The following is a 13,805-nucleotide window of genomic DNA, read 5'->3' on the forward strand; positions in this document are numbered from 1 at the left end:
ACGGCATGTCTTTCTATATTCCAGCATTATTTTATAGGGGACATATTGATAGAAGATGGGTATCACCTTAGTTGAAAAAAAGAATTGCTATAAGCTGCTCCTTCTTGTTCGTGATATACTGATAATAGATTGAATTTTCATACTTCTGAAAAAAGGAGCTGGAATCGATGACGTTAAAGCTGTACGTACTAACGGAAAAACAATTTCTTCCCCGTTATGAAGTAACCTATCCAATGGAAGAACGGGGGCTGCAGTTTGGCGATGGTGTTTATGAAGTCGTGCGCATCTATCAAGGAACGTATTTTTTGCTTGAGGAGCATATCGACCGCCTATACCGTTCTGCGGCGGCGATTCGCCTTTCTGTTCCTTTTGACAAAGATGGACTGATGGAAAAGCTGAAACTGCTGCGGGAAATGAACAATGTGAGAGAAGACGCGATTCTCTATCTTCAGGTGACAAGAGGAAGCTTCCCGCGCAACCACGCGTTTCCGGACGAGAATCGTCCGAATTTGTACGCCTATATTCGGGAAATGCCAAGAAAAATACGAGAAATCGAAAACGGAGTGCGTACGATTTTAACAAGAGATGTCCGCTGGGAATATTGCTATATTAAGAGTTTAAATCTTCTACCAAACGTGCTGGCAAAACAAGAAGCAACGGAACGCGGGGCGTTTGAGGCAATCTTTTACCGAGACGGAGACATTACCGAAGGCAGCTCCTCAAACATTTTCCTTGTCAAAGACGGAAAAGTGTACACACATCCGGCGACAGAGCGCATTTTAAACGGCATTATCCGCATGAAAGTGAAAGAATTTTGCGATTTATTGCATATTCCATTTATCGAAGAAGCGTTTTCCATCGAAGATATTGCCCAAGCGGATGAAATGTTTTTAACAAGCACCACGGCAAGCATTATTCCAATCATCCAAGTCGAAGAGCAACTCATTGCCGACGGGAAGCCAGGAGAGGTTACAAGAAAACTTCAAGTAGCATATGAAAAAGCGGCGGGGCTTGCTGTTAAAAACGCAAAATAACAAAGCGGGGAATCATTCCCCGCTTTTTCTATTATCCTAACACGGCGCGGTCGCTGGCGAATTGGCTGCCTCTGATGCGCTGAAATTCCTGTAATAGACGTTCAACCGTCAATGATTGCTTTTCTTTGCCGCTCGCTTCGAAAATAATTTGCCCCCGGTCCATCATAATCAGACGATTGCCTAAGCGAAGCGCTTGTTCCATATTGTGCGTAACCATTAATGTCGTCAGTTTATATTTTTCTACGATTTCTTTCGTCAGCTCCGTAATTAACTCCGCACGAGCCGGATCAAGCGCCGCCGTATGCTCATCCAAAAGGAGCAAATCCGGTTTCGTAAATGTGGCCATTAAAAGCGACAATGCTTGGCGTTCTCCTCCAGACAACAGCCCGACTTTCGCGGTTAAGCGGTTTTCCAAGCCAAGATGAAGCGTCTCGAGCGTCTCACGGAAAAAGTCGCGCCGCTTTTTCGTCACCCCGAATTTGAGCGTACGCCGCTTCGTGCGACTGTAGGCAAGCGCCAAATTTTCTTCAATCGTCATATTCGGCGCCGTACCGGCGAGCGGGTCTTGAAACACGCGGCCGATATAGCGGGCGCGTTCATGTTCCCTCAGTGCCGTTACATCCTTTCCATTAATCCAGACAGAACCAGTGTCGGGGAAGAGCCGGCCAGAAATAATGTTCATCATCGTCGATTTTCCCGCGCCATTGCTTCCGATGATCGTGACGAAATCACCGGGAGCTAATGTTAAGTTAATCGACTGCAACGCTACTTTTTCATCAATCGTTCCCTCGTTAAATACTTTTGTAATCTGTTTGAGCTCCAGCAACGTGCTCCCCCCTCTCTTGTGCTTGTGTTTTGCGCTTTTTACGCCGTTTTTCTTTTTGCGCTGCGACAATGTTTGGAACAATGAGAGCAACCATTACAATAACCGCCGTAATGAGCTTTACGTCTCCTGTTTCCAAAAACTGCACACGCAAGGCAAGCGCTAAAATGATGCGGTATACAATCGCTCCGCCGATGACCGCTAATGTCGCGCGCGCAATCGTACGCGCTCCGAACAGCGCTTCCCCGATAATGACCGAAGCAAGCCCAATGACAATCATGCCGATTCCCATACCGACATCGCTAAACCCTCCATATTGCGCGACAAGCGCTCCCGAAAAAGCAACGAGCGCATTAGATAAGCCAAGTCCAAAAATCGTCAGCCAATCGGTATTGGCGGAGAAGCTAGAAACCATTTGCTTATTGTCGCCCGTTGCTCGCAGTGCTAAGCCAATTTCCGTTTTCAGCAACTGATCAAGAAGCAGTTTGATAACTATGTCAACAAAAGCCATCGTCACGAAAATCGCCCATGTGCGCGGTACGAACCCGGCAAAAGAGATCATGCTGTTGATCGCTTTGTCTAGCCCTGCATTTTGCCATGCTTCCGTCACCGCCGTCATTACCGTGTCTTGCTGTAAAAGAGGAACGTTCGAACGCCCCATAATCCGCAGATTGATAGAATAAAGCGCAATCATCATTAAAATTCCCGATAATAGCGGATTAATTTTCCCTTTCGTATGCAATATTCCGGTGATCGAACCAGCAGCAAACCCGACTAACAACGCGGCAGCAGAGGCAAGAAACGGATTCGTTCCGTTAATAATAAGCACAGACGCCACCGCCGCCCCGGTCACAAAGCTTCCATCTACCGTTAAATCAGGAAAATCTAAAATACGAAACGATAAATACACTCCTAACGCCATAATCGCATAAATAAATCCTGCTTCAATCGCACTAAAAATCGCTGTTGACATAATGCCCCCGTCCTTTGAAAGTACACCCCTCCTTAAAGGAGGGATGTACTATATTTATTCAATATATTCTGCAATGGAATCCCATTCTGGGTTAAGCTCGATGCCCATGTCTTTTGCCGCTTTTTTGTTAATAAGCAGCTTCAACTTCTTCGGATATTGCACAGGCAGATCAGATGGTTTTTTGCCATCTTTAAGAATTTGTACAGCCATCTCTCCTGCTTCATATCCAATGTCATAATAGTCAAACCCGTAAGCGGCAAAACCGCCGCGTTTCACCGAATCTAATTCACCGACAAACAATGGAATATCATGGTCGCTTGCTACTTGGATCACCGACTCGAGCGCGGAAACAACCGTATTATCCGTAATGATGTAAATGCAGTCCGCTTTGCCGACAAGTGATTCCGCTGCTTGTTTCACCTCAGCCGTTGTCGATACAGAAACAGGAACAATTTTTAAATCTGTTCCTTTCATCGCCTTTTTGACGGTTTCGACTTGCGCCACTGAATTTTGCTCTCCAGAGTTATAAATCATGCCGACACGATTTCCTTTTACGTATTTATCAATAAACTGCACTGTTTTCGGAATCGCATCAGGATGCGTATCGGTCGTTCCAGTGACATTTCCCCCCGGCTTTTCCATTGATTGTACAAGCTGTGCTCCGACCGGGTCAGTAACAGAAGTAAACACAATCGGAATATCTTTGGTCGCATTCAGCGCTGCTTGAGCGCTTGGAGTGGAGTTAGCGAAAATTAAATCAACTTGATCGGAAACAAAATTATTGGCAATCGTTTGGTTATTGTTCATATCTCCTTGGGCAATTTGTACATCATAGGAAACGGACAGCCCCTTATCTTTCAGCGCTTGCTTAAATCCTTTTAACGCCTCGTCCAATGATGGATGCTCCACAATTTGTGTTACCCCGATGCGATATGTTTTCTCTTTGTTTCCTTCACTTTTGCTTGTTTCTTTCGCACCGCATCCGCTCAATAATAAAAAACTTGCCGAACATAACATTGCGATTTGTTGAATCCTTTTTTTCATCATCCCATCCCCCTAATAAACAATGCTTTATCGCTTTTATACTTTTTAGCTTTTATGCATTAAATTATATAAATTTATTATTCTATTTTCAACTATATGTTTTAAGAAAAAAATAAAAGTACCGAAAATTCGGTACTCTTTAAGACTTTGATGAGAGTTCTTTTAATGCACGCCGCAAAATTTTTCCTGTTGTATTTTTCGGCAATTCATCTAAAAACTCAATGGAACTTGGAACTTTATATTTTGCTAGATGCTTGCGGCAGTATTCGATGAGCATTTTCTCCGTTAATTGCGGATTTTTCGAAACGACAAAACATTTCACCGTTTCTCCATAATCTGGATCAGGCGCGCCAACTACAGCCGCTTCCACTACATCTGGATGACCGTATAGAACTTCTTCTACTTCACGCGGATATACGTTATAGCCGCCAACGATAATCATATCTTTTTTCCGATCGACAATGTAGAAATATCCTTCTTCATCCATTCTTGCTAAATCTCCTGTATAAAGCCAACCGTCACGAAGCGCATGGGCTGTTTCTTCCGGCATTTTGTAGTAACCTTTCATGACGTTCGGACCGCGGACAACTAGTTCTCCGACCTCTCCGACTGGCACTTCTTCGCCAAATTCGTTCACTACTTTGTTTTCGACATTCATAATGCTTGTTCCAATCGATCCAGGTTTTCGCGGACGATCGAGCGGGTTAAAGCATGTTACGGGAGATGCTTCAGACAATCCGTATCCTTCCGAAACGATCACTTTGAATTTTTTCTCAAAGTTTTTCAATAATGTCACCGGCATCGAAGAACCGCCAGAGATGCAGAGACGAAGCGTACGGAAATCGTCCGCGCTTCCGCCTTCATATTGGTACAGGAAGTTATACATCGTCGGCACACCTGCAAAAATCGTTGCTTTTTGTTTCCGAGCAATGTTGAAAATCTTCGCTGGGCTAAACTTTGGAACGATAATCACCGTTCCGCCATTCATTAGCGGTGCATTCAGCGCGACGGTTAGACAAAAGACATGAAACATCGGCAATGTCGCAATAACGCGATCGTTTTCATTGATTTTTAAATAATTGGCAATATCTTGAGCGTTGCTGTATAAGTTCTTATGGGTTAACATTGCTCCTTTTGGTTTTCCTGTCGTTCCCGATGTATACAAAATCACTGCGGTATCATCATCCGCTAACTCCGGCCCTTGGAAGTTCATATCACCAGATCGAAGTACATCTGTAAACGATTTCATTTGTTCCGTCAAAGAAATTCCTTTTTCTTTTCCTTGCGGAGTTTCGCAAATAATCACATGTTCTAGCAGCGGCAAACGCCCTTGCATTTGTATAAACAACGGAACGAGTAAGTCCAAGGCAATAACCGCCTTTGCATCTCCATTCATTAAAATATAGCTGATTTCATCGGGTGTATAAATCGGATTAATTGGAATAACGGTTGTTCCTAACCGCAACGCCCCGTATAATCCAATAATGAAATACGGTGAGTTTCCGATTAACAAGGCGATGTGGTCACCTTGTCGAATTCCCATGTTATACAGGCCGCTAGAAAACTTGGAAATCGCCGCATCTAGCTCTCCATATGTACAACTTTCACCTTCAAACCAATACGCTTCCTTATTCGGCAATTGCTCTGCTACCTCTGCCAGCCGCGATGATAAATTCATCAAACTCCCTCCCCCATAAACTGAATGAATTATCATTCATTTTATAATTAAAAAAATTCTAACTAGTTTTTATTATAAGAAAAGAGAAAAAAGAGAGCAAGAAAAAGCTTGCTCTCTTAAAGATATAAGCCGTCACTGTCGTTTGTTTTTCCAGAAAACATTTTGATTGGCTGAATGGAGGATAAACTTTTTCTATTTTTCCCACACAAGCCCTGTTTTCGCTAACTGCACTTTGCCTGAAAACACCGCATTTGCCTCGCTGACAAGCTGCGTATGCTCTCCAAAATGCGGCAAATGGGTTAACCATAGTTCCGTTACATTTGCATCACGAGCAATCATTGCTGCTTCTTCGCTCGTCATATGGCCGGCGGGAGCGGCATTTTGCCCAGCGTAAAAATTGCATTCACAAATAAGCAAATCCGCATTTTCAGCAAACGGCACAAACTCCGGTAAATAACTAGAATCAGCCGTATAAACGACCGTTGCATCTCCTGTAGTAATTCGCATCGCATAACAAGTAACTGGATGCACTGTCTTCATAAAGGTAATGTCAAACGGTCCGACTTGAAGCGATCGTTCCGGATCATAAGCAACCGCCTCGGTAATCCCCTCATGCGCTAGACGAGCAAATTCTCCTTGATCAAATGGATGCCCGTAAATCGGGAGCACTGGCAATTGTACTCCAAGATTCTTTTTGATCAGCCGCGCATATTGCAATGGACCGATATCCGCGACATGGTCATGATGATAATGAGATACGACTACCGCGTCCAATTTTTCGACAGATACATAATTTTGCAATTTCGAAAGCACACCGCTTCCACAATCCACTAACAAGCGAAATTCATCATGCTCAAACAAATATCCGGAGGTTGCTTCATTCGCCGCAGGAAAACCTCCCCAATATCCAATAACCGTAACCTTCATCGTGCCCCTCCTTATGTACTCGTTTGTTATCATCATACATAAATTTAGCGGATTTTGCATCTTTGGTGAAATTTGTTTTAAAACAGTTGTTGACAAAGTAGGTTCTGTTATAATACAATACAAGTAACAAAACAACGGAGGCGATCGCAATGTTAGTAAAAGTGTTAGAATTTTTCAAAAACCTACCGCCAAAAAAATGTGTGCAATGCGGCAAAGAAATAGAAGAACAGCATGAATGCTACGGAAATACATGCACCGATTGCTTAGACGTCGCTTATCATCAATAACATAAAAAACGTTTCTGTCTATATACGTAAAGATGCTTCTCTTCTAGAGGCATCTTTAATTTTTTGTATGGATCATCATTGAATCCATATGTGTCCGCGCCGCTTTATTCATAAACGTTGAACGTAGATGAAAAAAGCTTCCAAAGCATTACGCTTTGGAAGCTTCGTTCATTTGTTGTACGGCTGTATCAAACTGACGTTTATGCTGCGCAATAAAGTATAAAATCGTTCCCACCATGAAAATCACAATAAACAAGGCTAAAATAGCTGCGTTATGCCACATAAACGCAAAATCTCCACTAGAAATAACCGCTTTAAACCCAAGCACCGAATACGTCATCGGCAACCAGGCATTGAAGTGCTGCAATACGTCTGGAATCAATTCGAGCGGGAACGTTCCAGCACTTGTTGTAAGCTGCAAAATTAATACAACAATTGCAATAAAGCGTCCCGGATCTGCCAGCGTCGTTACTAGGAATTGAATTAACGCAATAAACGTAACGCTTGTGATCATCGTAAATAGTATAAATCTAGGAACACTTTGGACATGAATGCCTAATGCTCCAAGCAATACGGCATCTGCCAGCAATGATTGAATAATCCCAACGGCTACTAAAATGCCAAATTTCCCAATAAACCAGCTAAATCCTGATTTTGGCACTTCCGCTGGTTCACGCAATGGAAACACAATGGACAAAACAAGGGCGCCGACAAACAATCCTAGCGATAAGAAGTATGGTGTAAAACCGGTGCCATAGTTTGGCACATGATTCATTTTTTCATTTTTCTTTTTCACTGGATCGGCAAACATTTTATAAGTATCATCATTTGCCTTGACACCACTCGCTTTTTTCGCGCCATCAGCTAGTTTATCTGCCAACTCATTCGATCCATTCTCTAATTTTTTCATTCCACTTACAAGCTGATCAGAACCGTTAGCAAGTTGATTCATGCCGTTGGAAAGCGATGCAACGCCATGTTCAAGGTCATTTATGCCATCGGCAAGCCTTCCGGACCCATCCGCAAGCTGATGTGCGCCATCTTTTAATTTGTTTGATCCTTGGGCGAGCTGATGCAAGCCAGAAGACAATCGATCACTTCCCGCGACTAACTGATCGACACCATTTTTTCCTTCTTTTAATTTTTCCCCAAACGTTGTTAATCCTTGCACTACTTTCGACTGGCCGGCAGCAAGCGCATCAGCGCCGCTTGCTAATTGTTGCTGACCCGCTACAAGCTTTCCGACTCCTTCACTTAATGCTAGCTGGCCATTATGGAGCCGGGAAGCTCCTGCAGCAAGCTGATCCGCACCTGTTTTTAATTGACCGGCACTATTCGATAACTGTTCTATTCCTTGAGCGACTTGTTTGCTTCCTTCCGATAGAGGAAGCAATTGTTCTTTCAGGGTTTGTAATTGCATTTTTTCTTTTGGATCTGTTGCTTGCGCTGCTAACGCATCCAATTGGGCTACCGCTTTTTCTAATCCTTGGCTTACTTGGACAGCGCCTTTATTTGTCTTCTCTGCACCTTGCTTCCACTGTTCCATCGATGCGGAAAGCTTTTGTGCTCCATTTTGTAAATTTTGCGATCCTTGTGTCAATGACGGAATGTTTTCTTTCATTTGTTTCATTCCATCAAGCGATTGATGAAGACCGCCGGACAGTTGTTTCGCACCATTCTCCACTTGTTTCGCGCCAACTAATAGTTGCGAATGACCGTCTTGCATTTTTGCAAAACCATTTTGCAACTGATAGAGCCCGGCGTTTAGCTGATTAGCGCCTTCGCTAGCCGATTGCAATCCATTTTCAAACGTAAGCGATTTTTCAGCAAGCAGTTTTAAGTTTTTATAAATCTCATTAGCGCCATTTTTTGCTGCATGCGCTCCTTTCGCTAATTTTCCGCTTCCTTCTTTCGCGGAATGCAGACCGCTTTGCAGCGAGACACCGCCATCATTTGCTTTTTGAATACCTTCATGCAGCTGTTTTGCACCTTCGCTAGCTTGATCAAACCCTTTCGCCATCTTGCGGATATTGTCAAACATCGTTTCCGCGTACGTTTCCGTCACCGTATTGGAAACTTCTTCTTTAATCTTCTCTACGGCACTATCGCCAATTTGTGCCGATAGGAAGTTAAATCCTTCGTTTGGTTTATAGATGAGTTTCATCGGTTTTGGATGTTCATCCTGTAAAGTCGTAGCATTTTCCGAGAAATCTTCCGGAATTTCAATGGCCATATAATACTTTTGATGTTGCAATCCTTTTTCCGCTTCTTTTTCAGAAACAAAATGCCAATCAAATTTCTTGTTTTCTTTCAGCTTTTCTACTAACTTATCGCCAATTTCTAATTTTTCACCGTTCATCGCCGCTCCTTTGTCGTTGTTCACCACGGCAACAGGCAATTCGTCCAGATGAGCGTATGGATCCCAAAACGCCCATAAAAACATTCCACTATATAATATCGGAATGCATATAACAGCAATAATCGATATCAATGCCTTTCGATTATGAAAAATCTCCTGTGTCTCTTTCCATAATAATGAAAGTCCTCGCATTTTCTCCCTCCTCTATACAATTGACCAATTTGTCCATTTGGTCATTTTTAAGTGAAAAAGAGAAGGACTATCTATTTCGACAATCCTTTCAAAAAATAAAGCTCAAATAGTTCAGCGATTTTTTCTTTCGGCAGCGGATCATGATCTTGCTCCCAATCGACAATTAATGCGATATATACTTTTAACATTAAAAACGCTGTAATTTCAGCATCGCAGTCGCGAATTTCTCCTTTTTTTATAGCGATTTCGATTTTCTCACGAATGTAATCGATAATGGCCCAATCCAATTTTTTCATCACTTCTTGGACTGCCGCCGTTCCGACATTGCGCACCTCTTGAAGAAGCTTCGCCGTTAATTGATGCTGCTGGCGAAACTCTAAAATGCGATACAGGGCGCGATGCACGTTTTCCGAAAAGGGACGATTGGGATCCATCGCTTGCTCCGCTGACTTTTTTATTTCTAAAATAAGTGAAGAGATAATTGCGTCCAATAAGTCTTCTTTGTTTTTAAAAAACGTATAAATCGTGCCTTTTCCGACATTGGCGAGCTTCGCTATTTGCTCCATCGTTGTTGCCTTGTAACCAAATAACGAAAACGATTTAGTAGCTGCTTCAATGATTTGTTGTTTTCGATCAATAGACATTTCCCTCATCCTTCGAATGACTAAATGAACAATTTGGTCATTACGTCTAAAATCGTAACATATTTTTCACAAAAAAGAAAGAGGTTAACTCTTTTTAGTTAACCTCCGCAAACTTTCGATGGCTCACTTGCAAATAATCGAGTACTTTTTTTACCGCTTCTTCCCCTTGATCGATGCAATCCGGCAGCCCTAATCCTTCATATGAGCTTCCCGCTAAAAACACACCTGGAAGCTCAGAGTCCATATGTGCTTTTATATTCGCAAGCCGCTCTTTATGGCCGACCGTATATTGCGGCATCGCCTGTTTCCATCGTGAAATAACGAAAAATTCCGGACGTCCCGTAATACGCATAATTTTGTTTAAATCGTCCATCACGACGCGGACAATTTCGTCATCTGACTGTTCGACAATTTCTTCATCGCCGGGACGGCCGACATAGCAGCGCAACAGCGCTTTTCCACTTGGTGCGGTATGCGGCCATTTCTTATGCGTCCATGTACAGGCCGTAATCGTATAATCATTGCGGCGGGAAACGACAAAGCCCGTTCCATCAATATCTTGTTCAATAGCGCTTTCCGGAAAGGCCAATGCCACGGTTGCTACCGACGTCGATGGAATTGATTGAAACGGCGCGAAAAACGGATAATCAGCAAACATTGCTGGTACAGATGAGTGCGGTATCGCAACGATAATGCTATCTGCTTTCCACTCTTCTCCATTGCTTAAACGCAAACGATATTCCGTTCCTTCGCGTCTAACGTTTTCTACCCGCACCCCTTTCATGACACTGCCTTGTTCCAATCGTTTTTCCACTTCATCGACTAACGACTGCAACCCCGTTTTTAATGTTTGAAACGCGCCTTTCCGTTGTTTTGCTGCTTTCGGCGTCGTCCGTTTTGCACCTCGCACCAGGCTGCCGTATCGCTGCTCCAATTGAAAGAACTGCGGAAATGTCGACATTAAACTCATTTGATCAATATCGCCTGCATAAATGCCAGATAACAGCGGCTCAATTAAGTTATCTACCACCTCATCGCCAAAGCGGCGGCGGAAAAATTGTCCTAATGATAAATCGCCTTCTGCTTTTGTCGGAGGCAAAATAAAATCAAGGGCAGCACGCAGTTTTCCCAGCGGAGAAAACAGTCCTGTCGTGATAAACGGACCGATTTGTGTCGGAATCCCCATGACGGCTCCGCCTGGTATCGGATATAGCTTGCCGTTCACTAAGATGTACGATTTTCCTGTCGCGTTATGAACAATCTCGTCTTCTAGCCCTACTTCCTGCACAAGACGAAAAGCGCTTGTTTTCCGCGCTAAAAACGAATCAGGACCGCGCTCAATCACAAAGCCGTCACGTATCACTGTTTGCACTTTGCCGCCTAAACGATGGGTCGCTTCTACAAGTTTACATTCAATAGGAAGCTGTTGTTCTTTAATTGCTTTTTGCAAATAATAGGCAGCGGCAATTCCTGTTATTCCGCCTCCGATGATCACAACCGTACGTTTTTCGCCACTCACTGTTCATCGCCTTCTTTATCAAAGTTTGATCCGTTTTAATACAACTGTTGCCAGTGCATCGATGAATTTTGGATTCGCATTCGGCATTTCCGGCCGATAGTAGTTTGCCCCGATTTCTTCCGTTACTTGTTTACATTCAATATCGTTATCGTACAACACTTCCAAATGATCAGCGACAAAACCGACTGGAACATAGACAAACGATGTATATCCTTTTTCCTGATGCAACTGTCTCGTTAAATCTTGTACGTCTGGCCCTAACCAAGGCTCTGGTGTGTTGCCGGCACTTTGCCAACCTACCGCATAATGTTTTACACCTGCTTTTTCCGCGATTTGCTTGGCCGTTTCGGCAAGCTGCTGCGGATACGGATCCCCCGCTGCAATAATTTTTTCCGGCAGGCTATGCGCTGACACAATGAGCACTGCTTTTTCGCGTTCTTCTTCGGTCATGGACGCGTAAACTTCTTTTACTTTTTCCACCCAATAATCGATAAATTTCGGTTCATCATGCCAGCTGTCAATCGTATAAATGACCGGTCCTCCTAATTTTTTTGCTTCCTCTTTTGCCCGTTCATTATAGGATTGAATGCTAAACGTTGAAAAATGCGGTGCAAGCACAATGCTCACAGCTTCTTTTATGCCATCTTCATGCATTTGGCGAACGGCATCTTCCACGAACGGCTCAATATGTTTTAATCCTAAGTACATTTGAAACTCGATGTCATCTTGAATGTCGTTAAGCCGCTTTTCCAATTGTTTTGCTTGTTCAAGAGTAATTTTTGCCAACGGAGAAATTCCGCCAATCGCTTTGTAGCGTTGTTTTAAATCTTCTAGTAATTCCTCGGAAGGTTTTCTGCCATGACGAATGTGCGTATAATATCGTTCAATATCTTCTTCTTTATATGGAGTTCCGTACGCCATCACTAATAATCCCATTTTCTTTTTTGCCATCTCCGCTAACATCTCCTATTTCCTTGATGTATAGTCATGGATAAACGCTGTTAACCGCTTTAATGTCTCTGGCTGAATCTCTGGAAAAATGCCGTGTCCTAAGTTGAATATATATCCTGGTTGTTCCATGCCTTCATCTAAAATTTGTTTCACGCGTTTTTCAATTACTTCCCAAGGAGCCAGAAGAACTGCTGGATCTAAATTTCCCTGAAGCGCCTTTGTAATTCCTATTTCCCGCGCTTTGCGAATCGAAAGCCGCCAGTCGAGTCCGATTACATCAAGCGGCAAATCGTTCCATTCTTTCGCTAAATGGCTCGCACCAACCCCAAACATAATAAGCGGAACGTTTTCTTCGCGAAGCGCCGCAAAAATACGAGCCATTGTCGGTTTAATAAATGTGCGGTAATCGTCAACATTCACCGCGCCAACCCATGAATCAAAAATTTGAATCGCGCTCGCGCCAGCACGAATTTGCGCCTTCACATAGCGAATCGTCATATCGGCAAGCTTGTCCATCAGCGCAAACCACGCTTTTGGCTCTGCATACATAAATGCTTTCGTTTTATTGTAGTTTTTCGATGGACCGCCTTCAATCATATAGCTTGCAAGCGTAAACGGCGCACCCGCAAATCCGATGAGCGGAACATTTAATTGTTCAGTCGTCAGCAGTTTGATAGTTTCCAATACATATGGCACATCTTCTTCCGGATGAATTTCTCCAAGTTTTTCTACATCCGCAAGAGAGCGGATTGGATTGGCAATCACCGGCCCAACTCCTGCTTTAATTTCTACATCAACACCAATCGCTGGAAGCGGGGACATAATATCTTTATATAAAATGGCCGCATCCACATCATATTGTTCGACCGGCAATCTTGTTACATAAGCACAAAGCTCTGGGTGATGGGTAATTTCAAATAATGAATATTTCTCCTTAAGCGCTCGATACTCCGGCTGGGATCTCCCCGCTTGTCTCATATACCAAACCGGAACATAATCCGTCTTTTCGCCGCGGCAAGCGCGTAAAAATGTATCATTATTTGGTTTTGACATCCTCATCCGCCTTTCTTTCATTCAACATCGATAGATCTATAAAAGATAAAAAATTTTTCATCAAAGCAATGGGTACAAAGTTACAATCATAACTATACAAGGTTCTTATTACAATGTATAGCAATGGGGGGAAACTGTCAAAAAATTGACGATTTATTTTCATTTATTACTGACTTTCTGCGCAATACCGTTTCGTTCGTCTGATTTCAGAAATAAATAGCCAGTCATTCTGTTTTTTTATACTTTTCATGGTTATATCAAAAAATCATTTGTGTTCCTTCATTATTATATCAAAAAAGCTGCCTCGCTCACTCCTACGAG

Annotated in this window: 12 protein-coding genes; 2 read left to right on the top strand and 10 right to left on the bottom strand. The window is 43.0% G+C overall.

The window, feature by feature from the left end:
- The first annotated feature begins 167 nt into the window (after positions 1 to 167).
- Entirely contained in the window at positions 168 to 1,034 is an 867-nt protein-coding gene (dat, locus tag QSJ37_RS07860) for a D-amino-acid transaminase (protein WP_285754600.1), read from the top strand.
- Between the two features lie 31 nt (positions 1,035 to 1,065).
- Here dat and QSJ37_RS07865 read toward each other — a convergent pair whose 3' ends face one another.
- The 5 genes from QSJ37_RS07865 to QSJ37_RS07885 all read right to left on the bottom strand — a co-directional run bounded on the left by QSJ37_RS07865 (position 1,066) and on the right by QSJ37_RS07885 (position 6,479).
- Positions 1,066 to 1,860 (bottom strand): ABC transporter ATP-binding protein, encoded by a 795-nt coding sequence (locus QSJ37_RS07865; protein WP_285754601.1) that lies wholly within the window; start codon positions 1,858 to 1,860, stop codon positions 1,066 to 1,068.
- The gene (locus QSJ37_RS07870) at positions 1,826 to 2,830 is read right to left on the bottom strand and encodes an ABC transporter permease (protein ID WP_285754602.1); all 1,005 of its coding nucleotides are present in this window, start codon (positions 2,828 to 2,830) and stop codon (positions 1,826 to 1,828) included. Before QSJ37_RS07870 ends, QSJ37_RS07865 begins: the two co-directional genes overlap by 35 nt.
- 54 nt (positions 2,831 to 2,884) lie before the next feature.
- Positions 2,885 to 3,877: an ABC transporter substrate-binding protein gene (locus tag QSJ37_RS07875; RefSeq protein ID WP_483313583.1), complete on the bottom strand. Its 993-nt coding sequence runs from the start codon at positions 3,875 to 3,877 to the stop codon at positions 2,885 to 2,887.
- 136 nt (positions 3,878 to 4,013) lie between these two features.
- Complete coding sequence (locus tag QSJ37_RS07880; RefSeq protein ID WP_285754603.1) at positions 4,014 to 5,552, bottom strand: fatty acid--CoA ligase family protein; 1,539 nt, start codon at positions 5,550 to 5,552, stop codon at positions 4,014 to 4,016.
- A 192-nt stretch (positions 5,553 to 5,744) separates the two neighbouring features.
- A complete protein-coding gene (locus QSJ37_RS07885) occupies positions 5,745 to 6,479 on the bottom strand; it encodes an MBL fold metallo-hydrolase (RefSeq protein ID WP_285754604.1) in 735 nt (244 codons plus the stop codon).
- 149 nt (positions 6,480 to 6,628) lie between these two features.
- Between QSJ37_RS07885 and yhfH the strand changes: the two genes are divergently transcribed.
- A complete protein-coding gene (gene yhfH / locus QSJ37_RS07890) occupies positions 6,629 to 6,766 on the top strand; it encodes a protein YhfH (RefSeq protein ID WP_285754605.1) in 138 nt (45 codons plus the stop codon).
- A gap of 148 nt (positions 6,767 to 6,914) precedes the next feature.
- On the opposite strand, the gene QSJ37_RS07895 is transcribed toward yhfH, so the two are convergent.
- The 5 genes from QSJ37_RS07895 to hemE form a co-directional block, all read right to left on the bottom strand.
- On the bottom strand, positions 6,915 to 9,317 hold the full coding sequence (locus QSJ37_RS07895; protein ID WP_285754606.1) for a YhgE/Pip domain-containing protein: 2,403 nt from the start codon (positions 9,315 to 9,317) through the stop codon (positions 6,915 to 6,917).
- A gap of 71 nt (positions 9,318 to 9,388) precedes the next feature.
- Positions 9,389 to 9,961 (bottom strand): TetR/AcrR family transcriptional regulator, encoded by a 573-nt coding sequence (locus QSJ37_RS07900; RefSeq protein ID WP_062677436.1) that lies wholly within the window; start codon positions 9,959 to 9,961, stop codon positions 9,389 to 9,391.
- A 94-nt stretch (positions 9,962 to 10,055) separates the two neighbouring features.
- Positions 10,056 to 11,480 (bottom strand): protoporphyrinogen oxidase, encoded by a 1,425-nt coding sequence (hemY, locus tag QSJ37_RS07905; RefSeq protein ID WP_285754607.1) that lies wholly within the window; start codon positions 11,478 to 11,480, stop codon positions 10,056 to 10,058.
- Between the two features lie 18 nt (positions 11,481 to 11,498).
- A complete protein-coding gene (gene hemH / locus QSJ37_RS07910) occupies positions 11,499 to 12,431 on the bottom strand; it encodes a ferrochelatase (RefSeq protein WP_285754608.1) in 933 nt (310 codons plus the stop codon).
- A 15-nt stretch (positions 12,432 to 12,446) separates the two neighbouring features.
- Positions 12,447 to 13,484, bottom strand: a complete 1,038-nt coding sequence (gene hemE, locus QSJ37_RS07915; RefSeq protein WP_285754609.1) for a uroporphyrinogen decarboxylase — start codon at positions 13,482 to 13,484, stop codon at positions 12,447 to 12,449.
- Between the last annotated feature and the right edge of the window lie 321 nt (positions 13,485 to 13,805).

Origin of the sequence: Parageobacillus sp. G301, from assembly GCF_030268025.1 — a bacterium.
Classification (GTDB): Bacteria; Bacillota; Bacilli; order Bacillales; family Anoxybacillaceae; genus Parageobacillus_B; species Parageobacillus_B toebii.

What these genes read in the sequence shown, in the direction of transcription:
- dat (WP_285754600.1), top strand. Translation starts at nt 168, where the DNA reads ATGACGTTAAAGCTGTACGTACTAACGGAAAAACAATTTCTTCCCCGT.
- QSJ37_RS07870 (WP_285754602.1), bottom strand. Translation starts at nt 2,830, where the DNA reads ATGTCAACAGCGATTTTTAGTGCGATTGAAGCAGGATTTATTTATGCG.
- QSJ37_RS07875 (WP_483313583.1), bottom strand. Translation starts at nt 3,877, where the DNA reads ATGATGAAAAAAAGGATTCAACAAATCGCAATGTTATGTTCGGCAAGT.
- QSJ37_RS07880 (WP_285754603.1), bottom strand. Translation starts at nt 5,552, where the DNA reads ATGAATTTATCATCGCGGCTGGCAGAGGTAGCAGAGCAATTGCCGAAT.
- QSJ37_RS07885 (WP_285754604.1), bottom strand. Translation starts at nt 6,479, where the DNA reads ATGAAGGTTACGGTTATTGGATATTGGGGAGGTTTTCCTGCGGCGAAT.
- yhfH (WP_285754605.1), top strand. Translation starts at nt 6,629, where the DNA reads ATGTTAGTAAAAGTGTTAGAATTTTTCAAAAACCTACCGCCAAAAAAA.
- QSJ37_RS07895 (WP_285754606.1), bottom strand. Translation starts at nt 9,317, where the DNA reads ATGCGAGGACTTTCATTATTATGGAAAGAGACACAGGAGATTTTTCAT.
- QSJ37_RS07900 (WP_062677436.1), bottom strand. Translation starts at nt 9,961, where the DNA reads ATGTCTATTGATCGAAAACAACAAATCATTGAAGCAGCTACTAAATCG.
- hemH (WP_285754608.1), bottom strand. Translation starts at nt 12,431, where the DNA reads ATGGCAAAAAAGAAAATGGGATTATTAGTGATGGCGTACGGAACTCCA.
- hemE (WP_285754609.1), bottom strand. Translation starts at nt 13,484, where the DNA reads ATGTCAAAACCAAATAATGATACATTTTTACGCGCTTGCCGCGGCGAA.